17 protein-coding genes are annotated in these 24,763 nt (G+C 75.3%); 3 read left to right on the top strand and 14 right to left on the bottom strand.

What is annotated here, in order from left to right; translation table 11 throughout:
* Window positions 1–13 precede the first annotated feature (13 nt).
* The 13 genes from AB0F11_RS18245 to AB0F11_RS18185 form a co-directional block, all read right to left on the bottom strand.
* Window positions 14–1,339, bottom strand: a complete 1,326-nt coding sequence (locus AB0F11_RS18245) for a VWA domain-containing protein (protein ID WP_362174352.1) — start codon at window positions 1,337–1,339, stop codon at window positions 14–16.
* A gap of 76 nt (window positions 1,340–1,415) precedes the next feature.
* Window positions 1,416–2,945, bottom strand: a complete 1,530-nt coding sequence (locus tag AB0F11_RS18240; RefSeq protein ID WP_362174349.1) for a PP2C family protein-serine/threonine phosphatase — start codon at window positions 2,943–2,945, stop codon at window positions 1,416–1,418.
* A 3-nt stretch (window positions 2,946–2,948) separates the two neighbouring features.
* Window positions 2,949–5,750, bottom strand: a complete 2,802-nt coding sequence (locus AB0F11_RS18235) for a tetratricopeptide repeat protein (RefSeq protein WP_362174346.1) — start codon at window positions 5,748–5,750, stop codon at window positions 2,949–2,951.
* Window positions 5,747–7,006 carry a hypothetical protein gene (locus AB0F11_RS18230; protein WP_362174343.1) on the bottom strand — a complete coding sequence of 420 codons (1,260 nt, stop codon included), beginning with the start codon at window positions 7,004–7,006 and terminating at the stop codon, window positions 5,747–5,749. Before AB0F11_RS18230 ends, AB0F11_RS18235 begins: the two co-directional genes overlap by 4 nt.
* A gap of 192 nt (window positions 7,007–7,198) precedes the next feature.
* Window positions 7,199–8,143, bottom strand: coding sequence for a glutamate ABC transporter substrate-binding protein (locus AB0F11_RS18225; protein ID WP_362174548.1), 945 nt, complete (start codon window positions 8,141–8,143; stop codon window positions 7,199–7,201).
* Window positions 8,144–8,277: 134 nt separating this feature from the next.
* The gene (locus tag AB0F11_RS18220) at window positions 8,278–9,606 is read right to left on the bottom strand and encodes a hypothetical protein (protein WP_362174545.1); all 1,329 of its coding nucleotides are present in this window, start codon (window positions 9,604–9,606) and stop codon (window positions 8,278–8,280) included.
* Window positions 9,607–9,877: 271 nt separating this feature from the next.
* The gene (locus AB0F11_RS18215) at window positions 9,878–10,942 is read right to left on the bottom strand and encodes a BadF/BadG/BcrA/BcrD ATPase family protein (RefSeq protein WP_362174340.1); all 1,065 of its coding nucleotides are present in this window, start codon (window positions 10,940–10,942) and stop codon (window positions 9,878–9,880) included.
* A complete protein-coding gene (locus tag AB0F11_RS18210) occupies window positions 10,933–12,231 on the bottom strand; it encodes a 6-phospho-beta-glucosidase (RefSeq protein ID WP_362174542.1) in 1,299 nt (432 codons plus the stop codon). Before AB0F11_RS18210 ends, AB0F11_RS18215 begins: the two co-directional genes overlap by 10 nt.
* Before the next feature lie 11 nt (window positions 12,232–12,242).
* Complete coding sequence (locus AB0F11_RS18205; protein ID WP_362174337.1) at window positions 12,243–13,133, bottom strand: carbohydrate ABC transporter permease; 891 nt, start codon at window positions 13,131–13,133, stop codon at window positions 12,243–12,245.
* Entirely contained in the window at window positions 13,133–14,089 is a 957-nt protein-coding gene (locus AB0F11_RS18200) for a sugar ABC transporter permease (protein ID WP_362174334.1), read from the bottom strand. Before AB0F11_RS18200 ends, AB0F11_RS18205 begins: the two co-directional genes overlap by 1 nt.
* A gap of 5 nt (window positions 14,090–14,094) precedes the next feature.
* A complete protein-coding gene (locus AB0F11_RS18195; RefSeq protein ID WP_362174331.1) occupies window positions 14,095–15,444 on the bottom strand; it encodes an ABC transporter substrate-binding protein in 1,350 nt (449 codons plus the stop codon).
* A gap of 122 nt (window positions 15,445–15,566) precedes the next feature.
* On the bottom strand, window positions 15,567–16,940 hold the full coding sequence (locus tag AB0F11_RS18190; RefSeq protein WP_362174329.1) for an ROK family transcriptional regulator: 1,374 nt from the start codon (window positions 16,938–16,940) through the stop codon (window positions 15,567–15,569).
* Between the two features lie 134 nt (window positions 16,941–17,074).
* A complete protein-coding gene (locus tag AB0F11_RS18185) occupies window positions 17,075–18,214 on the bottom strand; it encodes a mechanosensitive ion channel family protein (RefSeq protein WP_362174327.1) in 1,140 nt (379 codons plus the stop codon).
* Window positions 18,215–18,417: 203 nt separating this feature from the next.
* On the opposite strand from AB0F11_RS18185, the gene AB0F11_RS18180 reads away from it, so the two are divergent.
* On the top strand, window positions 18,418–18,948 hold the full coding sequence (locus AB0F11_RS18180) for an HNH endonuclease (RefSeq protein ID WP_361914957.1): 531 nt from the start codon (window positions 18,418–18,420) through the stop codon (window positions 18,946–18,948).
* A 745-nt stretch (window positions 18,949–19,693) separates the two neighbouring features.
* Here the strand turns inward: AB0F11_RS18180 and AB0F11_RS18175 are convergent.
* A complete protein-coding gene (locus tag AB0F11_RS18175) occupies window positions 19,694–22,714 on the bottom strand; it encodes a beta-N-acetylglucosaminidase domain-containing protein (protein WP_362174539.1) in 3,021 nt (1,006 codons plus the stop codon).
* A gap of 213 nt (window positions 22,715–22,927) precedes the next feature.
* Here AB0F11_RS18175 and AB0F11_RS18170 point away from each other — a divergent pair, with 213 nt between their 5' ends.
* Together AB0F11_RS18170 and AB0F11_RS18165 are read left to right on the top strand one after the other, a co-directional pair.
* Window positions 22,928–23,218 (top strand): hypothetical protein, encoded by a 291-nt coding sequence (locus AB0F11_RS18170; RefSeq protein ID WP_362174324.1) that lies wholly within the window; start codon window positions 22,928–22,930, stop codon window positions 23,216–23,218.
* Between the two features lie 8 nt (window positions 23,219–23,226).
* A partial coding sequence (locus AB0F11_RS18165; RefSeq protein WP_362174321.1) for a 4-alpha-glucanotransferase occupies window positions 23,227–24,763 on the top strand: 1,537 nt, incomplete at its 3' end.

Raw genomic sequence — 24,763 nt, 5'->3', positions numbered from 1 at the left:
GCGGCAGGTCTGCTCAGGTCTTCTTCACTCGGACGGTCTGGGTCGAACGCGTTTCAAGGGTCATCTCGTCGGCGTCCGCGACCCTGGCTTTCAGCCGCACAGTACCCGCCGCCGCGTCGACGACATCCACCACCTTCGCCAGCAGTTTGGCCGTGTCCGCGTTCCCGGAGGCACTCGCCAGCTGCACGGCACGGCCCAGCTTGGCCGTGGCGCCGTCGACATCGCCCAGTTTGCGCGCTTCCAGGCCCTGTTGGATAGCCTGCGCGAGCTCCGCCTGTCCGGTGTAGTGCGCGACCTGCGGGTTGATGGAGGTTGACGCCGCCAGGTCGGCCGTCCACACCGCCCGGACCAGCCCCTGGCCGAGGGTCGTCGGGGGTTCACCGGCATGGCCCGGCAGGAGGAGCGTGACCCGGGCGGCCAGCATCTCCTGCCCCACTGCTGCCGCAGGCACCCGTACGCACACGTGGTACTCGCGGGACTCGTCGCCCCAGGAGCCCGTCGGGTAGTCGCCGGCGCGCGGGCCGGCCTCGGTGCGGCGGTCGCTGAGGTCCAGGACGGAGGGGGCGACCTGCTTGACGTACCGGACCTCCGCGCCGACCGGGGTCCACAGGCGCAGGGCGACGTCCGCGACCTCCTTGCCCATGACGTTCTCCATCATGCGCGTGAAGTCCTCGGTCAGGTGCGCCGGATCGGCCACGATGTCGGCGGAGCCGAGGAGGGCGTCCGCGATGCCGGTGACCTCCTTGACCTCCCAGTCCGTGCCCACGCCGCGGGCGTCGCAGGTGAAGCGGCCCGCGCAGGCGTCGAGGGTGGCGCGCAGGACGGCCGGGTCCTCGTGCTCGTTGCGGCCGTCGGTGAGCAGGATGCCGTGCCGGATGGCGGCGGGGGACTGGCGCAGCAGGCCGTCGGCGAGGCGCAGCCAGGTGCCGATGGCGGTGCCGCCGCCCGCGCTGATGCCCTGCAGGGCCTGCTTCGCCTGCGCGCGGGTGGCCGGGTCGGCGACGGCGAGGCGGCCCTGTCCGGGGTAGACCTCCCGGGCCACGTGCGTCCCGGCGACGACGGCGAACGACGTGCCGTCGCGCAGGGTGTCGATGGCGGCGGCGGTGGCCTCGCGTGCGCCGCGCATCTTGTCCGGCGGGTGGTCCATGGAGCCGGAGCAGTCGACCATGATCACGACGGCTGCCGAACCGCGGGCAGGGGCCGCACGGGTGGCGGTGGCGCCGCCGGTGGCGGTGACCGTGACGATGGCGTGGACCTCGCTCCCGCCCTCGGGGAGGAACTCGTTCTGGTACACCTCCACGGTGAAGCGGGGGGCGCTCGGCTTGGCGAAGTTCGCCATCGGTGCGGCTCCTAGGGCGAAGTAGGGGCAGGCAGGCAGGACAGGGCTGTGCAGTGCCGGGCAGTGCAGGGGCCGGTCAGGGCCGAGGGCGTGCTGCTGCTTCCGTTTCCGTCTCCGCGTCCTTCTGCGGTTCCGCTTCTACTCCCGGCCGCGTCAGGTCCGGTTCCCCGCCGGGCGGCGCCGCGAACGGCACCACGGCCACCGTCACGTTGTCGTGCCCGCCGCCGTCGAGGGCATGGCCCACCAGGACCTGCGCACTGTGCAGGGGCCGGGCGGCGGCGTCCGCGGGCAGCACCTGGGCCATCTCCTGCGCGGACTCGGCGTAGTTCCACAGGCCGTCGGTGCAGACGAGCACCACGCCTGCGTGGTCCGGCTTGAACGTGGCGGTGTGCGGCTCCAGGTCGTACGCGTCGGCCCCGAGCCAGCCGGTGATGGCGTGCGCGCGGACGTCGGCGTAGGCCTCGGCCTCGCCCATCAGGCCCGCGGCGACCATCTGGGCCGCCCAGGAGTCGTCCTCGGTCAGGCGGCGCGGGAGGGCCTCGCGGTCGTCCGGGATCCAGTACGCGCGGCTGTCGCCGACCCAGCCGACGGTCAGCAGGCCGCCGCTGACGACGGCGCCGACCAGGGTGCAGGCCGGGGCGTTCTGGGCGCCGGGGACCTCCGGGGCCAGGGCGGTGACGGCGGCCCCGGCGGCCAGGATGGCCTCGTGCATGGCCTCCTGGGGGTGGGTGCCGCGGGGCAGGGCCTCCAGCAGGGCCTCGTTGGCGGCGGCCGCGGCGGCGGCCGAAGCCTCGTCGGGGCGGCTGGCGGAGGAGACGCCGTCGCAGACGATCGCCACCGTCGCCGTGGAGCCGTCGGCCAGGGCGGTGGCCGCCACGGCGAAGGAGTCCTCGTTGCGGTGGTGGCGCAGCCCGCGGTCGCTCACGGCGGCGACACTGCAGAGCTCCTCCTCCAGGTGGTCCCGCTCGCGGGGCTGGGCGTGCCCGCAGTGCTCGCAGTAGCCGTCGGTGTCGACCCGCCCCGCCCGGCAGGCGACGCAGGTCTTCCCGCCGGCCCCCTGCGCGCTGCCGGTCCCCTGCGGGGTGCCGGTGCCGGTGTTGCCGGTGCCGTACGGGGCCTCGTGGCCCGGGGCCGGGACCGTGCCGCCGTACGGGGCGTCGGCCGCGCTCGGGGCGGAGCCGGCGGGCCGGTCGTGCCGTGTCTCGCCGCTGCCGTACCCGGCCTGCGGGGCCGCCTGCGCCGGGGCGGACCAGCCGCCGGCCGCGGGCTGGGCATCGCCCGCCGCCCGGGCGGGAGCGGGCTCCGCCAGCGGATACTCGTCGACCGCCGCCGCAAGGCCGCTCGGAGCCGGCACACCTCCGGCCGCGGTGGCGCCGGCCGGGCCGCCGGAGCGGCCGGTTGCCCGGCCCGTGGCCGCGGTCGGGAAGGCGGGTGGTGCCGCGGCGGCCGTACGGGGGGCCGCCGTGGGGATCGGGAGGGTGGGGTCGTCGTCCGGGAGGGGCGGGGGGAAGGCGCGGACGGGGGAGCCGCAGACGCCGCAGAAACGGTCACCTTCCTCAAGGGGCTCCGCGCAGCCGGGGCAGCCAGACGGCCGATGCATCGACATCACTCACACCCACGTCCGGGGGCGGAAACGGTTTGCCCGCTCCACCAGTTCGATCCTGTCCTCGCCGCGCTGCGCCAGCCGCGCGAGTACGCGGTACGAGCGCTCCAACCCGAAGCGCAGGCCCCGCTCGTCCAGTTGACAGCCGAGCAGCGTGGTCCGGCCGGGGTCACTGCCCCGGCTACCCGACAGTACCCAGTCCAGGGCCGAGCCCAGAACCTCGGTCGACAGCCGCTCGTGCCGCACCGCGTCCAGCCCGAACCGCTCCAGCGCCTCCACCTGCGCGGCAGCCGCCGCCAGATCGGGCAGCAGGGCCTCCTCGGGAGAGCGGTCGCGCAGACGTGCCCGTACGGCCGCCACCCGTGCGGCGGTGTAGTGGATGGATGCCTCCGGCACCGACTCCAGCGTGCGCACCGCTCCGTCCCGGTCGCCGACGGCGAGTTGGACCCGCGCCAGGCCGAACGCCGCGCTCACGAAGCCGGGATCGGTGGTCCACACGAGCCGGTAGTACTCGGCGGCGTTGTCCAACTGCCCCAGCACCTCCGCGCACAGCGCGAGGGCCAGCTTCGGCGCGGGCTCGCCCGGGAAGGCGTCGTAGATCGCGTCGAAGGACAGCGCCGCGATCCCGTCGTCCCCGGTGGCCAGCGAGGCGATCCCGCGGGCCCACACCACCCGCCAGTCGTCCGGATGCCGCGCCTCCAGGTCCGTCAGGACCTCCCCGGCCGCGGCGAGTTCGCCCAGTTCGAGCCGGGCGCGCAGCTCGCGCAGCCGCAGTTCGACCGAGTCGGCGGGGGCGGTGCCGAGCGCGCCCAGCAGATCGGCGGGCGCGGAGGCGAGCAGGCCGGCGAGGAACCCGGCGTTGGGGTCGCCCGCGTCGACCAGCGGTACCGGCAGGGCCAGCGCCATGTCCCGGGTGTCGAGCGCGGCCAACCGGGTGAACCGGTCGGCCGGAGCCGCCGCCGCCCCCGCGGCCACCGCTTCGCCGGCCGGGCGCTGCGCCGGTACGGCCGCCCGGGCCGCAGCCGCGGATCCCGCCGCCGGGCCGCCGGCCCGGTGCGTCACCGGGGCCTCCAGCCGTGCCGCGGCACGGCCCGCCCCCGCCGGGAGCGCCCCGGCAGGAGCCGGGGACCCCACCGCGGCGGCCGCCGGGCCCGCGGCACCGGCGGCACCCGCAGCCCCGGCGCCGCCGGCCCGGCCGAGCGCGCCGAGCCGGCCGAGCCGGCCCGGCAGCAGCCCCGCCATCCCGGATCCCGGAACCGCCCGCGGCCCCAGCCGGGACACCTCCGCACCGCCCGTGTCCGCGAACAGCCGGGTGTCGGGAACCCGCACCTCCGGCCCGAAGAGCGTGGAGATCTGCGGCCGCGGCCGGCCGGTCTGCAGGGCCACGACCTCCCGCAGCACGCCCGTCAGCTGGTCGGCCATCTCCTGCGCGGAGGAGAACCGCCGCCCGGGGTCGGGGTCGGTCGCCCGGACCAGCAGCCGGTAGAAGGACTCGTACCGCCGGAACACCTCGATGTGCTCCGGATCCGGCAGCGAATCCGCGAACACCGTGGTGTAGCCCTGGAAGTCGAAGGTGAGCACGGCCAGGGTCCGCGCCACCGTGTACAGGTCGGAGGCGACCGACGGGCCGAGCTCGGCCACCTCCGGCGCCTGGTAGCCGACCGTGCCGTAGATGGCCGACTCCTCGTCGTCCATCCGGCGCACCGCGCCCATGTCGATCAGCTTCAGCTGGTCCTGCTGCTGGATCGCGTTGTCGACCTTGAAGTCGCAGTACAGCAGGTGTCTGCTGTGCAGGTGGGCGAGCGCCTCCAGCGCCTCGATCCCGTACGCGCAGGCCTGCTCCACCGGCAGCGGGTCGCGGCGGCCGTCCGGGCGCCGCCGCTCGTTGGCGATCTCCTTCAGCGACTTGCCGCCGACGTACTCCATGACGATGTACCCGTCCAGCGAACCGGTCCGCTGGTCCAGGTGCTCCACGAAGTTGTAGATCCGCACGATGTTGGAGTGCTCGATCTCCGCGAGGAAGCGCCGTTCGGAGATCGCCGCGGCCATCGCGTCCTGGTCGCCGGTGTCGAGAAGGCCCTTGAGGACCACCCACCGGTCGGAGACGGCCCGGTCCACCGCCAGGTACACCCAGCCGAGGCCGCCGTGCGCCAGGCAGCCCGCGACCTCGTACTGGCCGTGCACGATCTCGCCGGGCCGCAGCTTGGGCACGAAGGAGTAGGGGTGCCCGCACTTGGTGCAGAACCCCTCCGTCCGGCCCGGCCGGTCCCCGCGCGCCCGCCCCACCGGGGCCCCGCAGTCCGAGCGCGAGCAGAACCGCTTGCGCTCGGGCACCTCCGGGTTCTCCAGCACCGCGGCCGACGGATCAGGCCGCGGCACCTCCGGTACGTTGACCAGCCCGGCCCCCAGCCGGCTGCGGCCGGAGCCGCCGGCCGCCGAACCCGAACTGCGCACCGACACCGAGCGGGTGGAGGCCACGCCCGACAGCCGGCCCGACACCGAGCGGCGCGAGGACGACGACCGTGAGGAGCGGGAGGACCGGGAGGAGCGCCCGGACGCCGAGGCCGCCGAAGACGTCCCGGAGCCCCGCGAACCCTGCGAGCCCTGTGAGCCGCGCGGATCCCGCGGGTCCGGGTACCGCGCCGGGCTCGTCATGCCCGTCGGCGGCGACACCAGCTCCTCCGCCCCCGCGGAGACCGCCCCGACCGGAGCCAGGCCGCAGGTGTCGCAGTACACCTCGCCGCCGCCCATGTCCTCGTACGACCCCGGGCAGCCGGGGCGAACGCACGCGGTTCCGACCAGGCTCATGCGTCCTCCTTCCCCGGCCCCGCGGGCCGGTCCTGCTGCGGTGCCAGTGCCTCGGCGGCCGCCTGCTGGTAGCGCAGCACCGCCTGCTCGGCGGCCCGCAGATCGCACGGGGCGCTCCACAGCATCCGGCGGGCCGCGTCGTACCGCTCGACGAGCAGGAGGTCCTCCGCCAGCCCGTGCCGGACCACCTTCGCCCGGTACGCGTCCAGCCGGCCCCGCAGCTCGGCGCGGACCGCCAGCGGCGCCGTCACCGCGGTCAACGATTCGCGGGCCCGGCGCAGTTCCTCGTCGGCCCGCACCTCCAGCGCCTCCAGCAGCGGCGACAGCCGGTGCCACCGGGCGTTGCGCCGGTGGTCGGCGGCCAGGGCCAGCTGCTCCTGCAGCGCGGTCGGCGGGCCGCTGACCGCGGGCACCTCGGACGCGGCGATCTTCGCCAGCACCTCGGTGCGCGCCGCCCGCGCCTCCGCCAGCGTGCGGTCGGCCCGCGAGAGCACGTCCCGCAGGGCGATCAGCCGCTGCTCGGCGTCCTGTCGTACGGCGAGCACCGCCTCGACCTCGCGGCGTACGTCCTCCAGCGCGAGCGCGGCCCGGTCGTAGCGGGCGGTGTCCGGACGGCCCCCGCCGGGCGCCGAACTGCCCGACACCGGCTGCCAGAACGCCAGCGGGTCCGCGATCACCTGCGCCCGCAGCTCCGCCAGCTCTGCGGTGATGGCCTCCAGGTCGTCGCCGGAGGGGTGCTCGCCGGGGCGGACGCCCACCGAGTGCGCGAGGGAGCGGGTGCGGCGCAGCTCGGCGGCGAGCAGGTCGATGCGGGCGGGCAGCGCCGACCACACCGAGTCGGCGGCCACCACCACGTCCAGCGAGCGCGCGTACAGCTCGTTCATCCGGGCCACCAGCTCGGCGAGGGAGAGCCGCTCGGCGAGCGCCCCGCCCTCCGCCGCGGCCCCGGCGATCACCACGCCGGGCCCGCGCAGCCGCTCGGTCAGCTCGGCCAGGTCCTCGCGGGAGGGCCGGCGACGGCGCTCACGGATCTCCCGGGCGGCCTCCAGCGCCCCGCTGTAGGCCTCGAAGTACGTCCACAGCCGGGTGATGGCGGCGTCGGCGGCGCTCCACCGCTCCGCGGTGACGCCGGTCAGCCCGGCGCCCTCCAGCAGCCGGCGGCCGGCGTGGTCCTGGAGGGCGAGCAGCGAGGTCTCGACGGCCTCGTGCTCTGCGCCGAGCCGGGCCAGCGCGCGGTCGACGTCGTCCCGGTCCATCACTGCCGACTGCGCCTCGGACGACCGATCCCGAAACGACCGATCCCCGAACGACTGCGCCTGATACGACTGCGCCTCGAACGACCGTGCCTCCACCGGCCCCGCCTCCGCTGTCCCGTCCTCCGGATCGGGTTCCCCGACACCGGCCCCCGATTCTCCCCCGCACACCGGCCGTACCCGCGCCACCCGGCCTCAGTCCCGGTACTTGGGCGCGGGCGGCCCGGCCACGCCGGGCAGCACGGGCTTGAGGTGGGTGACGTACGCCTGCATCCAGGGGCTGGCGTCGCCGCCGGCCCGGTAGTTCTCCAGCACCTTGTTGACGCGCCGCACCAGGTCGGTGGCCTCCTTGTTCATGGCGACCCCGTAGAACTCCCTGGTGAACGGGGAGCCGACGAGGCGCACCGACGGGTCCTGCGCGGCCTGCCCGGCCGCCAGCGCGTTGTCGGTGATGATGCCGTCCACCTCGCCCAGCTGGAGCCGGACCAGGCAGTCCAGCTGGTTGGGGACGCTGACCGGCACCGCCCCGTACGACTGGGCCTTCAGGGCCGTCTCGGCCGTGGAGCCCGCCGCGGTGCAGATCCGGCGGCCCTTCAGCGAGGGGTCGTACCCGGTGATGGGGGAGCCCTTGGGGGCGAGGACCTGCTGCCCGGCCTCGAAGTACGCCGTGGAGAACGCGACGTCCTCCAGGCGCTTGCAGTTGATCGTCATGGTGCGCACGACCACGTCGACCCGGCCGTCCTGGAGGGCGGGGACGCGCTGGCTGGTGGGGATGGCGCGGTAGATGACCGCGTTCTCGTCGCCCAGGATGTCCTTGGCGATGGCCTTGACCAGGGCGATGTCGAATCCGTCCAGGCGGCCGTCGACCGGGTTGCGGTAGCCCCACTTGAAGCTGTTCTGGTCCACGCCCGCGACGAGCTTGCCCGCCTTGCGGATCCGCTCGATCGTCGGCCCGTCCACCGCGGAGGGGCGCAGGCTCGCCTCCGGGTCCTGGCAGGTGTCGGTGAGGGTCCACGGCGTCTGCGGGGCGGCCGCCATGGCCCCGGGCTCGCGGACCACGGCCGGGTGCCCCGCCTCCGGGGCCGCCTGGGCCAGCGGCAGCAGGACCGCCGCCGCCGTCACCGCGCAGGCGGCGGCCATCGCGCTGACCCCGCCCCAGCCGCGCAGCCGCCCCGTGATCCGGCGCAGCCCCGACGGGCGGGGCTCCCCGCCGGCCGGGCCGTCCCCGGCGCCGCGGTGTCCGTCCTCGCGCCTCACGCGTATCCGCATCGCTGTCACCTGTACTCCGAAAGCCGGCGCCCGATGCCGAGCAGCGCCGCCGCGGCGCCGGCGACCGCCAGGGCCGCCGAACCCGTCTCCAAGCCACCCAGCGCGCCCAGCCCGTCCCGGGCCGCACCGGTGAACTCCTTCTGCTCGTGGGCCAGCGCCTGCGCCAGCGAGGCGTCCACGGTGTCGAACGAGGCCCCGCTGCTGTCCTTGTGGTCCTTGTCCCCGATGACCTGGGGCAGCGCGTCCTGGTAGTCGCCCTTCAGGTCCGTCTCGCGGGCGGCCGCATGCCGCTGCTTCCACTGCCGTACGCCGTCGGCCGCGCGGGCGACCGGCTCGCGCCCGCTGTCGTCGTCGGCAAGCCGCAGCGCCTTCGCCAGGCCCGCGTCCAGATCCTTCATGTTGGCCGTGAAGTCCACGTCGTACTTGTCGGACTTCTTGTCCGCGGCGAGGACGGCGCCCCGCGCGATCAGCGTCAGGTTCTCGTTCGCCCGGGCCTGGAGGGAGGCGATCCGGGCGTCGTTGAGTACCTTCAGCGACTCCTGCCCGCCGGTGCGCGCCTCGGCCAGGTCCGACCGCGCGACCGCGTGCCCCACGGCCAGCCACAGCAGGACCACCAGCGAGGCCGCCGTCGCCGCGAGCAGGCCGTGGTTGAAGACCCGGTTCGTGCGGTGGTAGTTGCGCCGCTGCGCCCAGGCCAGCGCGGCCAGCGCGAGCAGCCCGGCGCCGAGCGAGGCCAGCGGCAGGGAGCGGGCGTCGTCGTAGTCCGTGTAGAGCCGGCCCGTCTCCGCCTCGTAGAGCCGCTGCGCGGCGGGCAGCAGCTGGGTGCTCATCTGCTCGTTGGCGTACCGCAGGTAGGCGCCGCCGAGCGGCAGGCCCTGCTTGTTCGTGGCCCGCGCCTGCTCTATGAGGCCGGTGTAGCGGGGCAGCTGCTCGCCCAGCAGGGCGATCTGCTTGCGGGACTCCTCGTCGGCCCGGGTGTTGGCGGCCGCGTTCACCAGCAGCCGGGAGGCGTTGGCGATGTCCTTCTCGTATCGCTGGCGGACCTCGCGCGGCTCGTCCCCGCCGGCGAGGAAGCCGCTGGAGGAGGCCGTGTCGGCATCGGCCAGCGAGCGGTAGATGCTCGCCGCGTCCGCGCTCAGCGGCTGGCTGCGGCCCACCACGTCGTCCGCGGCGCCGACCCGGTCCGCGATCTGCCACACCGTCACCGCACCGAACAGCAGCACCAGGGCGGCCAGGACCGCGCCGATGATGCGCAGCCGGCCCGGCTCCGTGGTCGCCGCCGCGCGCAGCCGCTCGACGCCCTCGGCCCAGGCCGTGGCGGGCCGGGGCGGGATCTCTGGCGGGCCCGCCGGCGGCCCGGCGACCCCGCCGGGCGCGGGCGCGCGTGATGTGATGGCCACCGTGACCTCCCCCTAGGACCTGACGTCCCCCGGCTGTGGCCGGGAGCTACCCCCATCGCAGCAGTATGGCCGGAGCGGCGGCCGACCACAGCACCCGGTGCCGGATCGGGAAGATCCACCGCCCGCGGCAGCCCGCCACCCCTTCACCGTCAATACGCCCCCGCGCGCCGCCGCGGTTCCCGACGCGCGGCCGCCCCGGGCAGGTTCACCCGAACCGGTCACACAGCCTGGCGTGCGCGTCGGGCGGCGCACCCAGCGCGTCCAGGCCCAGCAGCGCCGCGCCCAGCACCGGCGGCGCCGACACCACCGACACCCTGGCCAGGGGCGCCCGTTCGGCCAGCCCCGCCGCGATCCGCCCGTCCAGCTGGGCGTGCCCGGCCGTGAGCACCCCGCCGCCCAGCAGCACCGGGACCTCCTCGGCCAGCAGCTCCAGCCGGGCCAGCGCCACCGACGCCAGCGCCACCACCTCGTCCGCCTGCCGCTCCACGAGCGCCTCGGCGACCGGATCGCCCGCCGCGGCCACCGCGAACAGCACCGGCACCAGCTCGTGCGTGCGCCCCGCCGCGATGTGCCCCAGGTGCAGCGCCTCGATCAGCGCCGCCATGGAGCCGAGCCCGAAGTGCCCCGGCAGCGCCGCCGCCAGCCCGGTCGGCCCGCCGCGGCCGTCCTCGGCCCGGGAGGCCCACCACAGGGCCTCCGCCGCGAGGTGGCCGCCGCCGCCCCAGTCGCCGGAGATCGTCCCGACCGAGGGGAACCGGGCCGTGCGCCCGTCGGGCAGCATGCCCACGCAGTTGATCCCGGCCCCGCACACCACCGCGACCCCGCGCGGCCCTCGCGCCCCTTGAGCGTCCTGCGCCCCTTGAGCGTCCTGCGCCCCCTGAGCCTCCTGCACCCGCTCCGCCGCCGCCAGCCCGGCCCGCAGGATCGCGAAGGTGTCGTTGCGGACCAGGGTGGCCGCGCCCCAGCCGCGCGCCCCCAGCGCCTCGGCGAACCGCCGCTCCTCGACCGGGAAGTCGGCGTTGGCCAGGCAGGCCGCCACCTGGTCGGCGTACGGGGCCCCGGGCGCGCAGGGCGCCAGCCCGGCCGCTGCGGCGGCCCGCTCCACCGCCTGCGCCAGGACGTCCACGGCCGCCGCGGTGCCGGTGCGGTGCGGCTGGAAGCCGCCGGAGCGCCCGGTGCCGAGCACCGAGCCGTCCGCCGCGATCAGCGCGGCGTCCGTCTTGCTGTTGCCCGCGTCCACGGCGAGGACGGCGGGCCGTCTCACGCCCATGGCAGGTACTCCTTGTTGTGCGCGAGCAGCCGGTCCGTCAGCCCCTCGGCCAGGTCGAACTGGCCGATCAGCGGGTGCGCCAGCAGCGCCTGGAAGACCCGCTCGCGCCCGCCGCGCAGGGCCGCGTCCAGAGCGAGGTCCTCGTACGCCGCCACGTGCCCGATCAGCCCGGCGTACAGCGGGTCCGGGCGCGGCACGGCCAGCGGCACCGGCCCGGCCCGGTCGACCCGGGCCTGCACCTCGACCACCGCGTCGTCCGGGAGGAACGGCAGGGTCCCGTTGTTCAGCGTGTTGACCACCTGTACGGACGGTCCGCCGGAGCCGACCGTCCCGCCCGCGCCCTCCGGCCCGCCGCCCAGCAGCGCCGCCGCCAGGTCCACGGCAGCCTCCGAGTAGAAGGCCCCGCCCCGCTTCGCCAGCAGCTGCGGCTTCTCGTCCAGCGCCGGGTCCGCGTAGAGGGCGAGCAGCTCCTGCTCCATGGCGGCCACCTGGGCGGCTCGGGACGGCTTCTCGCCGAGCTCCCGCACCACCTCGTCGTGCGCGTAGAAATACCTCAGGTAGTACGAGGGCACGACCCCGAGCCGGTCCAGCACCGGGCGCGGCAGCCGCAGCTCCGCGGCGACGGCGTCCGCGTGCTCCGCGAGCAGCCCCGGCAGCAGGTCCTCGCCGCCCGGCCCGCCCCGGCGCACCCCCAGCTCCCAGGTGAGGTGGTTCAGGCCCACGTGGTCCAGGTGGAGCTCGCCCGGGGCGAGGCCGAGCAGCCGGGCGAACGTCCGCTGGAGCCCGATGGCGACGTTGCACAGTCCGACGGCCTTGTGCCCGGCCCGCAGCAGGGCCCGGGTGACGATCCCGACGGGGTTGGTGAAGTCGATGATCCAGGCGTCGGGGTTGGTGCGCCGGACCCGTTCGGCGATGTCCAGCACGACCGGGACCGTCCGCAGCGCCTTGGCGAGCCCGCCGGCGCCGGTGGTCTCCTGCCCGAGGCAGCCGCACTCCAGCGGCCAGGTCTCGTCGCGCAGCCGGGCGGCCTGCCCGCCGACGCGCAGCTGGAGCAGGACCGCGTCGGCGCCGTCGACGCCCGCGTCGACGTCGGAGGTGGTGGTGACGCGGGCCGGGTGGCCCTGGCGGGCGAGGATCCGCCGGGCCAGCGCGCCGATGGTCTCCAGGCGCTCGGCGGCGGGGTCGATCAGCACCAGCTCGCCGACCGGCAGGGTGCCGCTGAGCCGGGCGAAACCGTCGATCAGTTCGGGGGTGTACGTGGAACCGCCGCCCACCACGGCGAGTTTCATGGTCACGGTCGCTAGCCTTTCACTCCGGTCAGGGTGACGCCTTCGACGAAGGCCTTCTGGGCGAGGAAGAACAGGACGATCACGGGGGCCATGACGAGCACGGTGGCCGCCATGGTGAGGTTCCAGTTGGTGTGGTGCGCGCCCTTGAAGGACTCCAGTCCGTAACTGAGCGTCCAGGCGGCGGGGTTGTCCGAGGCGTAGATCTGCGGGCCGAAGTAGTCGTTCCAGGCGGCGAAGAACTGGAACAGGGCGACGGCCGCGATCCCCGGCCGCGCCATGGGTACCACGACCCGCAGCAGGGTGCGGACCTCGCCGCAGCCGTCGACCCGGGCCGCGTCGAGGTACGAGCGTGGGATGGTCAGCAGGAACTGGCGCAGCAGGAAGACGGAGAACGCGTCGCCGAAGGCCATCGGGACGATCAGCGGCCACAGGGTGCCGGACAGGTCCAGCTGCCGGGCCCAGAACAGGTACATCGGGATGACGACGACCTGCGGCGGCAGCATCATCATGGCGATGACCAGCAGCAGCGCCGCCCGCCGCCCGCGGAAGCGGAAGACGGCGAGCGCGTACGCGACGGGCACCGAGGAGACCACGGTCAGCAGCGTGCCGAGGCCCGCGTAGAGCAGGGTGTTGCGCCACCAGGTCAGGAAGCCGGGGGTGTGCCACACCTTGGCGTAGTTGCCCCATTCCCACGTACGGGGGACCAGGTCGCGGGTCAGTGCCTGCTGGTCGCCCATCAGGGAGGTGAGCAGGAGGAAGACGAAGGGCAGGACGAAGAAGAGGGCGGCGGCGACGGCGAGGGAGTGGACGGCGACCCAGTGCAGCACGGCGTTGCGGGCGGCCGCGCGGGCGCTCCTGCGGGTGGCGGTCGGGCCGGCGGTCGGGGCGGCGGTCCGGGCCATCAGTGCTCACCCGCCCCGAGCAGCCCGCCGCCGCGGCGCATCAGCAGGGCGGTGAAGGCCATGGAGAGGGCGAACAGCACGAGCGCGACGACGCAGGCGGCGCCGTAGTCGAAGCGCTGGAAGCCGAGGTTGTAGACGACCTGCGGCAGGGTCAGCGTCGACCGGTCCGGGTAGCCGGGCTCGAACTGCTGGCCGGATCCGCCGATGACCCCGGCCGCCACCTTCCCCGCCACCAGCGGCTGCGTGTAGTACTGCATGGCCTGGATGATCCCGGTGACCACCGCGAACAGGACGATCGGCGCGATGTTCGGCAGGGTGATGTGCCGGAACCGCTGCCAGGACCCGGCGCCGTCCAGCTCGGCGGCCTCGTACTGCTCCTTCGGTACGTCGAGCAGCGCGGCCATGAAGATCACCATCAGGTCGCCCACCCCCCACAGCGCGAGGAGGGTGAGCGCAGGCTTGGACCAGTCGGGGTCGGTGAACCAGCCGGGCGCCGGCAGTCCGGCCCCCTCCAGCAGGCCGTCGACCGGGCCGGTGCCGGGGTTGAGGAGGAAGACGAAGGCCAGGGTCGCGGCCACCGGCGGAGCCAGGTAGGGCAGGTAGAACAGGGTCCGCAGCAGCCCGGCGCCGGTCTTGATCCGGGTGACGAGGAGGCCGGTGCCGAGGCCGAAGACGACCCGGCAGACCACCGTCACCCCGACCAGCCACAGGGTGTTGCGCAGGGCCGGCCAGAACAGCGGGTAGTCGGTGAACACGTACGTCCAGTTGTCCGGGCCGTTGAACACCGGCGGCCGGAAGCCGTCGTAGCGGGTGAAGGCGAAGTACACGGTCGACAGGAGCGGGTAGGCGAAGAAGAGGCCGAACCCGATCAGCCAGGGCGACAGGAAGGCGGCGGTCCGCAGCGCGGAGCGGCGGCGCTTGGCCCGCAGGGGGCGGGAGGGTGCAGGCAGGGCCACGGCAGTCACCGCGCCTTCGCGATGTCCGTGTCGATCTGCCGGTCGGTCCTGGCCAGGCCGGCCGGGATGTCCGCCACCGCGCCCTTCTCGACCCCGTACGCGAACTCCTCGAAGGTCAGCTGGTAGGTGCCGCCGTCGGCCTGGGCCGGGGTGGTGTTCGACCTCGGATGACGGGCGATGTCGATGAACGTCCTGAACTCCGGGGTGACCTCCAGCGCCGGGGACTCCAGCGCGGCCAGCGTGGAGGGCACGTTGTGGATGGCGTTGGCGAACGCCACGACCGCCTCGGTGTCGGTGGTGAGGTACTTCACGAGCTCCCAGGCCGCGTTCTGCTTCCGGCTGCCCGAGGCGATGCCCACGACCGTGCCGGAGAGGTAGCCCTTGCCGTAGTCGGCGGCCTGCTCGTCGGGGACGGGGAGGGGTGCGGTGCCGATCTCGAAGGGGACCCCGGCCTCCTCGGCCATCGCCGCCCGCCACTCGCCGTCGATCTGCATGGCGACCTTGCCCCGGTGGAAGGGGTGCTCGGCGCTCCACTCGTCGCCGAAGGTGCTGCGGTACTTCTCCAGCCGCTCGTAGCCGCCGAGCGCGGCGACCAGGTCCTTCTGCGCGGTCAGCATCCTCGCGAAGGCCGGGTCGGCGGCCAGGTTGGAGCGGCCGTCCGGCCCGAAGTACGTCGGGCTCCACTGCGCGGCCAGGCGCATGGGCTTGGTCTCGTAGCCGTGGAAGGTGGGCATGATGCCGAGCTGCTTGTAGGAGTCGCCGCTGACCCGGGTCAGCTTCTGCGCGACCTCGACGAACCGGCTCCAGGTCTTCGGTGGTTCGGTGATGCCGGCCGCCTTGAAGGCGTCCTTGTTGTAGACCAGGCCGTACGCGTCGCTCAGCAGCGGCAGCGTGCACTGGTTGCCCTTGAACTGCGTGTACTCCAACAGGGTCGGGGGGAATACCTTCGCCTTGTCGACGCCGGACTTGTGCAGGAAGGGGTTCAGGTCGGCGAAGGCGCCCGAGTTGCAGAACTTCCCGACGCTGTCGGTGGTGAAGGAGGAGACCACGTCGGGGGCTTTGTCGCCGCCCGCGCGCAGCGCCTGGTTGATCTTGTCGTCGGTCATGTTGCCGGTGGCCCTGACCTTGATGTTCGGATGGGCCCGCTCGAACCGGACGATGCTCTCCTCGATCGCCTTGGTCTCGCCCGGCGCGGACCAGCCGTGCCAGAAGGTGAGCGTGACCTCCCTGCCCGGGTCGTCGGCCGCGGCGGTGCCGGTCCCGCCCGTGCAGGCGGTGGCGACCAGGGACAGGGCGGACAGCACGGCGAATGCGGTGGCCGCGGCCGCGGCGCGGGGACGGCGGTTCTTCGGCATGGCGGGGCTCGCTCTCTGGCGGAGGGGGAGGTGCGAGGGGCACTTGCGCGGTGGAACGGGGGGTGCGGTGGTACGGCGGTGCGGTGGTGCAGGCCTACGGGGCGCCGCCCCGGCCCCGCGCCTCAATCGCCGGCGTGGCTCGGGGTGCCGGCGGGGCTGGGGCAGATGGCGGGACTGGGACTGGGACTGGGGCTGGGGGTGCCGGACTCCCGGCTCGGCCGGTGGGGTGTGCGGGGGCGCGAGGTGTCGAAGACCTCGTCGCGGGTGGCGGCGAGGGCGCTCTCCAGGGCCCCGCGCAGGACGGGCCGCTCGCGCACGGTTCCGGAGACCAGGCGCGGCCGGGACGGGGCCAGGTCGGCGAGCTCGGACTCGACCAGCTCGCGCAGCACGTCCCCGCCGGCCTCGGTCACCGCACCGGCGAGCACCACGAGTTCCGGGTCCAGTACGGACACCAGCGAGGCGAGCCCGGTGGCCAGGGCGGTGGCGTAGCCGCGCAGCAGCCGCAGGTACGCCCCCTCCGGCCGGGCGGCGGCCCGCCGCAGCAGGGCCACGGCCACGTCGACCTGCGCCCCGGCGGCGCCGGAAGCAGCAGCCGCCCCCGGCGTCCCGGGCGGCGGCGCCGGGGCAGGCATGGGCTCCGGTGGTTCGATACCCAGGGTGGCCGCCAGGGCTGTTGCCGCCTGGGCTCCCGCCAGGGCCTGGTAGCCGCCGGAGTTGAGCCGGGCGACCTGGCGGACGAGCGGGTGCCCCGGCACGGGCAGGAAGCCGACCTCGCCCGCGCCGCCCGTCCAGCCGCGGTGCAGCCGGCCGCCGAACACCAGGGCGGCGCCCAGGCCCTCCTCGTTCCACAGCAGGACGAAGTCCGCATGGCCGCGGGCCGCGCCGAGCCGCTGCTCGGCGAGCGCGGCGAGGTTCACGTCGTTCTCGTACGCGACCGGCATCGGCAGGGCCGCCCCCAGCTCCTCCAGGAGGCCGGGGGAGTGCCAGCCGGGGAGGTGCTCGGCGTAGCGCAGGAGGCCGGTGTTCGGGTCGAAGGAGCCGGGGGTGGCGATGACGGCGCGGTGCAGGTCGGAGCGGGTGAGGCCGGCGTCGGCGGCGGCCCCGTCGAGCGCGCGCAGGACCCGGTCGACGGCCCCGGCTCCCGCCCCCCCGTCGGAGGGCAGCTCGTAGCGGCCGGCCATCGCGCCGGTGAGGTCGGCGACGGCGGCGAGGATCCGGCCCGGTGTCACGTCCAGTCCGGCGACGTGCGCGGCGCGCGGGTTGATCCCGTACAGCAGGGCGCTGGGGCCGGGGCGCCCGCCGGCCGTTCCGGCGGCCACCACGAGCCCGGCGGCCTCCAGGCGGCCCAGCAGCTGGGAGGCGGTCGGCTTGGACAGCCCGGTGAGGCGGCCGAGCCGGCTCCGGGAGAGGGGCCCGTGCGCGAGCAGCAGGTCCAGCGCGGCGCGGTCGTTCAGGGCGCGCAGCAGGCGGGGCGTCCCGGGGGTCGTGCCGGCCATGCGCGCCCTCCGTCCGGTCGGCGGCGAGAAACTGTTAGGTAAGTTTCCTTCCAGTTCTCTGGCAGTGTCAATGCCGCTGCCCCCGCAGGAACGGATCCTGCGGGGGCAGCGAAGCAGACGTCGAAGAGAAGGAGCTACTTGGTGATACGGGGCGAGGCGGGCTGCGGTATCGGGGCCACGGCCTGCGACTGCGGCGAGGTCGGGTTGGACAGGGCCGAGGGGGCGGCCACCCCGGCCGCCGCATCGGCCGGCTCCTCCTCTTCGGCGGCCGGCGCCGGCCCGCCGATGATCCCGATCCCGGCCTCGTCGAAGGCCTCCTTGAGCCGCCAGCGCAGCTCCCGCTCCACCGCGAACTGCTGGCCCGGCATCGTCTTCGCCGACACCTTCACCGTCATCGAGGCCAGCAGCACCTCCTCCAGGCCCAGCACTTCCACCGGGCCCCACAGGCGCTCGTCCCACGGGGTCTCCTTGGCCATGCCGTCGCCGATCTCCTTGACCACCTCGCGGATCCGGCCGAGGCTCTCCGACGGCTTGACCTGGATGCCCACGCCCGCCGTCGCCCAGCCCTGGCTCAGGTTGCCGATCCGCTTGATCTCGCCGTTGCGGACGTACCAGATCTCACCGTTGTCGCCGCGCAGCTTGGTGACGCGCAGGCCGACCTCGACGACCTCGCCCGAGGCCACCCCGGCGTCGATCTTGTCGCCGACGCCGTACTGGTCCTCGAGGATCATGAACACGCCGGACAGGAAGTCCGTCACCAGGTTCCGCGCACCGAAACCGATCGCCACACCGGCCACACCGGCACTCGCGAGCAGCGGGCCGAGGTTGATGTCCAGGGCCCCGAGCACCATCAGGCTCGCCGTGCCCAGGATCAGGAACGACGCCACCGAACGCAGCACCGAGCCGATCGCCTCCGAGCGCTGCCGGCGCCGCTCGGCGTTGACGAGCAGCCCGCCCAGCGCCGTGCCCTCGACCGCCTCGGCGCCGCGGTTCATCCGGCCTATCAGCTTGGTCAGCGACTTGCGCACCACCGAGCGGAGCGCGGCCGCGATCACCACGATCAGCAGGATCCGCAGGCCCAGGTACAGCCATCCGGCCCAGTTCTCCTCGATGAAACTGGCTGCGTTCGTGACGCTCTCGTGGGCCTCCTTCACCGACGCGGTGGGGTCCGGGGCGTCGGCTGCCAGAGGCAGCAGGGCGGCGGGCGGCCAGGACACGGCGGGTACCTCCAGGTGTAGCGGTCTGCCCGCGGACGGGAGTGCGGGGCAGACCATCCACACTAACGGGGCATTCCCGTGACCCCGTTGCCGTGTTCGAGGGAGAGACCAGGCTCACCTGGGGATGAAGGGAGTGTGGTTGAAAACACCTCCGACCCGTTACGGGCGCGTGGTGGCGCTTCGACCAGCCGTAAGGAGAGACTGGAGAGCAGATCGTCCCGGCGCGAGCCACGCGCCGCCGGCGTACAAGGAGGCAGTCCGTGCCGCACGTCCTGGTCCTCAACGCGTCGTACGAGCCCCTCGGCGTCGTACCGCTCCGCCGCGCGCTCGTCCTCGTCCTGGAGAACAAGGCAGTCTCCCTGGAGGAATCCGGCGCCTTTCTGCACAGCGCGACACGGGTCGTCCCCGCGCCCAGCGTGGTCCGGCTCAAGCGCTTCGTGCGGGTCCCCTACCGGGGGCCCGTTCCGCTCACCCGTCGCGCGCTGTTCGCCCGCGACGGGGGCCGCTGCATGTACTGCGGCGGCGTCGCCACCAGCGTCGACCACGTGATCCCGCGCAGCCGGGGTGGGCAGCACGTGTGGGACAACGTGGTCGCGGCGTGCCGCCGGTGCAACCACGTCAAGGCCGACCGGCACCTGGTCGATCTGGGGTGGCGGCTGCGGCACCAGCCGGCTCCGCCGTCCGGTCTGGCCTGGCGGATCATCGGCACGGGCCACCGGGACCCCCGGTGGATGCCGTACCTCGAACCGTACGGCGCCCAGGACGCCCTCACCCGCACCGCCGCCTCCTGACCCCACCCGGCCCCGCCGCCTCGGGCCGAGGGCGGCCCCCCGGCCCGGGTTGTCCTGCGGCCCGCCGCTCCACGTCGCCTCAATCGCCGGCGGGGCTGACAGTGGCTCCTGGCCCGGGGTTGGCCTGCTGCCCGCGACTCCGCTTCGCTGGGTTTGGCTCCGTGGTGCGGGCGTGCGCACGTCGGGCCGGGGTTGGGCCGGTGGCTCGGGGGCCGTTCCGCGGGCCCGTACCGCATCGCCTCAATCGCCGGCGGGACTAGGTTTGGCTTCGCCCTGCCCGCATGCGGGACGGGTTTGGCTTCGGCCTGCCCGCATTCGGAGTGGGATTGGCTTCGCCCTGCCCGCATCCGGGCCGGGGTTGGCTTTGCTTTGGCCGTACCCCGGGGCTGGGGTGGGTCGGTCGGCCGGGTGGGTGGGGTGTGGACACTGCGGTGGTGAGTCGAGGATGAGCGGTCACCGCCGGGGGCGTACCGGATGCGGCCAGGATCCGCGAGCCGAGACGAACCTCCGGAGTGGCCGCGCCCCACCCGCCCCACCAACCGACCCCGCCCCAGGGCACCACCCCCAGCCCCGCCGGCGCTTGAGGCGCCGCGGAGCCCCGGGCGGCAGCCCAACCCCGGGCCAGGGTGCCACCGTCAGCCCGCCGGCGCTTGAGGCGCCGTGGAGCCGCGGGCGGCAGCCCAACCCCGGGCCAGGGGGCCACCGTCAGCCCCGCCGGCGATTGAGGCGGCGGGGCCGGGAGCCGTCAGGGGGCTACCGCGTAGGCCTCCGCCGAGAAGAGGCTGCAGCCGTACCGCGTCGCCCGCCGCTCGCAGGTGATGCGGAGGTAGCGCGCCGGGACCGACGCGTCCAGGCGGGTGGATTCCACGCCGCCGCGCGAGGACGTCACCGTGGCCGCGCGGTGCCACGTCACGCCGTCCGCGGACGTCTCCACGCGGTACGCCGAGGGGTACGCGTCCTGCCAGTGCAGCACCAGCAGCCCGAGCCGCGCCGGAGCGGCCAGCTCCGCCTGCCACCAGGCGCCGTCCACCGGCGGGGACGACCACCGGGTCGTGGCCGAGCCGTCGACGGCCGCCGAGGCGGGGAAGGCCGGCGTCTCGTCCCCGGAGGACGAGGCCCGCGCCGAGCGCAACAGGTCCGGCCCGCCCACCCGCGGCACGGCCCGCACCGTCAGCGTCCGCGTCTGCCCGGCGAACACCACCGGCACGCGGTAGCTGCCGGCCGCAGTGCCCGCCGGCACCGCCACCGACACGGGCACCGCCACCCGCGTCCCCCGCGGCGCGCGCACCTCGGACGGCAGCCGCACCTCGACCCCGGCCGGTGCGGCCGCGGCCAGCGGCCCCCGTACCTCGCCGGGCCGCAGCGCCGACACCTCCGCCGTGACCGTCTTCGCGGCCCCGCCGATCTCCACGTCCACCGACTCCGGCAGCTCGAAGGCCGCCTCCGGCCCGTCCGCCGGCCACGCCACCACCTGGTGCACGTTCGGCGCCTCCCCGGCCCACGACAGCCGGACCGCGTCCGCGGCGAGACCGCCGACGTCGGCCTGGGTCCAGCCGGACGCGGACGCGTCGGCCACCTTCCGCCAGCCCTCGCCCGGCACGTGGGCCTCCACCGCCGCGCCCCGTGCACCGGCCGGCAGCGGGTCCGTCATCACGGTCACCGCCGACAGCGGACGCACCGCGTCCAGCTTCACCGTCCAGGCGCCCGCCTCGTGCGAGACGGTGCCCGCCTGCCGGGCCGCGCCCGTCCACGCGTCGGCCTCGGCGACGGCCCGCGCGAGGAAGGGGTCCAGCACGGAGGCGTCCACCCGCGCCGAGCCCCCCGCCGCCGCCAGCGTCCGGCGCGCCTCGGCCAGGGCCTGCGCGCTCCGCCAGGCAGCCGCCCCGTCCCCGCGGGTCTGGGCGCGCAGCAGGTCCACCGCGAGCTCGCCGGCCGTCCCGTACGCGGAGAGCCGCGCCAGCCACGGCCCGGCCTCGTCGGAGACCCCGGACATCCCCGCGAGCCGCTCGGGCGCCTCCCGCATGGCCGTGAACGCGGCCCGCAGCCGCTCCCCGGCCTTCGCGTCCCCCGCGGCCCGCCGCTGCCAGAACTCCTCCATCAGCGGCCGCAGGTACCCGGACTCCTGCTGGGCCAGCCCGGACGAGGCCGTGTTCCCGGCCAGCGCAGCCAGGGACTTGCGCGTGGCCTGGTCCGGGCCGGCCAGCTCGGCGACGGCCGCCGCCCAGGAGTCGCCGGCCCGGTAGCCCCCCGGGTTCCAGGCGAAGTCGGCGGCGGTGAACAGCGGGATCCGCGACAGCTCGGCCTGCGGCATCGCGTTGGCGAGCAGGGCCGCCGAGCCGCCGGCGACCGCCGGTTCCCGACCGGTGTAGGGGCCGAGGAAGATCCGGCCCGGGTCCCAGTCGTTGACCGGGTAGTTGTCCATCGTGACGAGCCGGTGCTGACCGAAGGCACCCCGCGCCCCGGCCAGTTCCCTGCCGGTGATGGTGCGGGGCACGACGCCCACGCCCGTCCAGGCCACCTCCACCCGCCCGTCGAGCCGTTCGGCCAGCGCCGTGCGGTACTTGGTCGCGCCGTTCTGGTGGTACTCGGTCGGCAGCAGCGACAGCGGGGCCGCGCCCGGATGCCGCTCGGCGAGGTGGGCGGCCAGTTCGCCCGCGACCTCGGCGTGCGCCTTGGCGGCGGCTGCCGGCCCCTTCCCGTACCGCACGCGGTCCGCGCGGCAGCCCCACTCCGAGTAGCTGACGTCCTGGAACTGCACCTGGAACGCCCGGAAGCCCAGGTCCCACATCGCGTCGAGCTTGCGGGCGAGCGCCGCCCGGTCCTCAGCCGAGGCCAGGCACATCGACTGCCCCGGCGCCACGGCCCAGGCCAGCACGACCCGGTTGGCGCGGGCCCGGTCGGCCAGCGCCCGGAACTCCTGCTGCTGCTCCTGCGGGTACTCCGCGCGCCATTCGGTGGTGCGGTACGGGTCGTTGCCGGGGGCGAGGAGCAGCCGGTTCTGCTTGGTGCGGCCCATGAAGTCCAGCTGGGCGAGCCGCTGCTCCTGTGTCCACGGCTGCCCGTAGAACCCCTCGGTGATCCCGCGCACCGGCGCGGTCGGCCAGTCCCGTACGAGCACCCCGGGGACCTTGCCCGCGCCCGCGGCCAGCAGCTGGCGCAGGGTCTGCGCGCCGTGGAACAGCCCGTCCTCGCCGGTGCCGGCCAGCGCGACCGTGTCCCGGCCGGCGGCCTTGCCGACGGCCAGCCGGTAGCCGCCGTGCGGCAGGTCCCCGGCCGCGGTGGCGCCCAGCGCGCGCAGCGCCTCCTCGGCGCCGGGGCCCTGGAGCCGTACGACGGTGCCGTGTTCGGGCAGCGGCGCACCGGGCGCCGGCTCGTGCAGGGTGCGTACGCCGGCGGCGCGCAGGGCGGTGCGGACCAGTCCGACGGCGTACGGGTCGGCGTCCGGGGCCGCGACGAGCACGGCCTGCTCGCCCAGCGGGACCTCCCGGGCCGCGTCGGCGGCCATGGACTGGGGGCGCGGCCACACGGCGGGGCCCTCGGCGGCGGTCCGCGGCGCGACCGCCCCGGGATCGAGCAGGGGAGCCGCCGCGGCACCGGCGGCTCCCGCGGCGCCGGCGGCTGCCGGGCCGGGGCCGCCGGCCGGGTCCGGCGCGCTCGCGCCGGCGAAGGCCCCGGGAGGCCCGGAGACCACCGACGATCCGCTCAGCAGCGTCCCGATCACGGCAGCGGCCGCAGCCGTGGCCAACTTCCTGCCCCTGAGCTGCACCAAGCCTCCTCGTGCCGAGGTGTCACCCGCTCGTACGAATGAGCCCGAGCCCACCACCCGTGCGGCCGGAGTGTCAATGCGGGCGGGTGTTCTGACCCGGAACCGCCAGGAATGCCGGGCGGCGCGCTGGGTATGGCTGCGATGTCGACCGGCGGTGTTCCATGGTCACTGACCCACCCTCATACGCCGTACGGACAAAGGAGTGGCACCCCCGTGAAAGCCGACGCCGCCGTGGACACCGCAGTGAACGAGCGCACCGACCGCACCGACCGCACGAACCGTCCCCACCGCACCGACCGCACCGACCGCACCCCGCTCCTCGCCCACCTGCCCGCTCAGGCCGGGCCGGCCGAAGGGCCGCTGACCAGCGAGCCCCCGCTCGCCGGGTCGGCGCACGCGCCGCTGACCAGCGAGCCGCCGCTCGCCGACGGGCTGCCGCTGACGAGCGAGCCCACCTCCTCCGCCGCGGCGGCCGCCGCAGGCGACCAAACCCAGGGACACTAGGGACACACATGGACGAACTGGCCCGGCTCGCGGCCCTGCACGGCGTTGCCACCACCTACGAGCCCGCCGAGGGCGTCACCGTCCCGGTCCCGCGGACGACGGTCGCCGCGGTGCTCGGGCAGCTGGGGGTGTGCGCCGACACCCCGGACGACGTGCGGGCCGAGCTGGCCGGGGCGGAGGCGGCCGCCGCGGAGCGCCTGCTTCCGCCGGTCCTGGTCCAGTGGGCCTCCTCGGCGCCCCCCGCCGCACTGGCCGCACTCCCGCCGGGCACGCGACTGCGACTGGAGCCCGAGGAGGTGACGGACTCCGGCCCGTCGGGCCCCGCCGATCCCGCGGATCCGCAGGCCAGGGCCGAAGTCGCGGACGAGACCGACCGGACCGACCCGGCCGCCCCCGCCGACTGGGACCCGCACACCGTCCCGCCGCTCGGCGTCCACACGCTGCACGCCCGCACCCCCGACGGCCGCACCGGCACCGCCACCCTGATCGTGGCCCCCGAACGGGCCCCGGCGGCACCCGAGCGGGCCCACGGGCTGCTCGTCCAGCTGTACTCCCTGCTGTCGGAGCGCTCCTGGGGCATGGGCGACCTCGGCGACCTCGCCGACCTCGCCCGCTGGGCCGGCCGCACCCACGGCGCCGGATTCATCCAGGTCAACCCGCTGCACGCCGCCGTGCCGGGGGCGCCGACCGACCCCTCCCCGTACCGGCCGTCCACCCGCCGCTTCCCCGACCCCGTCCACCTGCGGATCGAGGACGTCCCCGAATACGCCGACTGCCCCGACGCCGAAGCCCTCGCCGACCTCGCCTCCCGCGGCGCCGAACTGCGCCGCGCGGTGCTGGAAAAGGGCGCGCTGATCGACCGGGACGCCGTCTGGGAGCTCAAGCGGGCAGCCCTGGACCTGCTGTACGCCGTCCCGCGCACCCCGGAACGGGAGGCGTCCTACCGGGAGTTCTGTGCGGAGCAGGGCGCGGAGCTGGACGTGCACGCCGTCTGGTGTGCCGGGCACGCCGGGGAGGACCCGAAGGGGCGCGCCGACTTCCACCGCTGGCTGGTCTGGCTGACCGTCGGCCAGCTCACCGCCGCCCAGGAGGCCGCACGCGAGGCGGGCATGGCGGTCGGCATCGTGCACGACCTCGCCGTCGGGGTGCATCCGCAGGGCTCGGCCCTCTTCGGGCCGCCCCTGTACGCCCCGGGAGCCAGCACCGGCGCCCCGCCGGACGCGTTCAACGCCCGCGGCCAGGACTGGAGCCTGCCGCCGTGGCGGCCCGACCGGCTCGCGGCCACCGGCTACGCCCCCTTCCGGGCGCTGCTGCGCGGGGTGTTCCGCTACGCCGGGGCCCTGCGCATCGACCACGTGATGGGCCTGTTCCGGCTGTGGTGGATCCCGGAGGGGGTCCCGCCCGCCGAGGGCGCGTACGTCGCGTACGACGGCGAGGCGATGCTGGCGGTCCTGGTCCTGGAGGCGCACCGGGCCGGCGCCCTCGTCATCGGCGAGGACCTCGGCACGGTGGAGCCGAGAGTGCGTCAGGCGCTCGCCGAGCGCG

The organism is Streptomyces sp. NPDC032472, assembly GCF_040636955.1.
In the GTDB taxonomy this organism is placed as follows: domain Bacteria; phylum Actinomycetota; class Actinomycetes; order Streptomycetales; family Streptomycetaceae; genus Streptomyces.
Note: the sequence above shows the minus strand (reverse complement) of the source record. Positions and strands in the feature narration are given on the sequence as shown.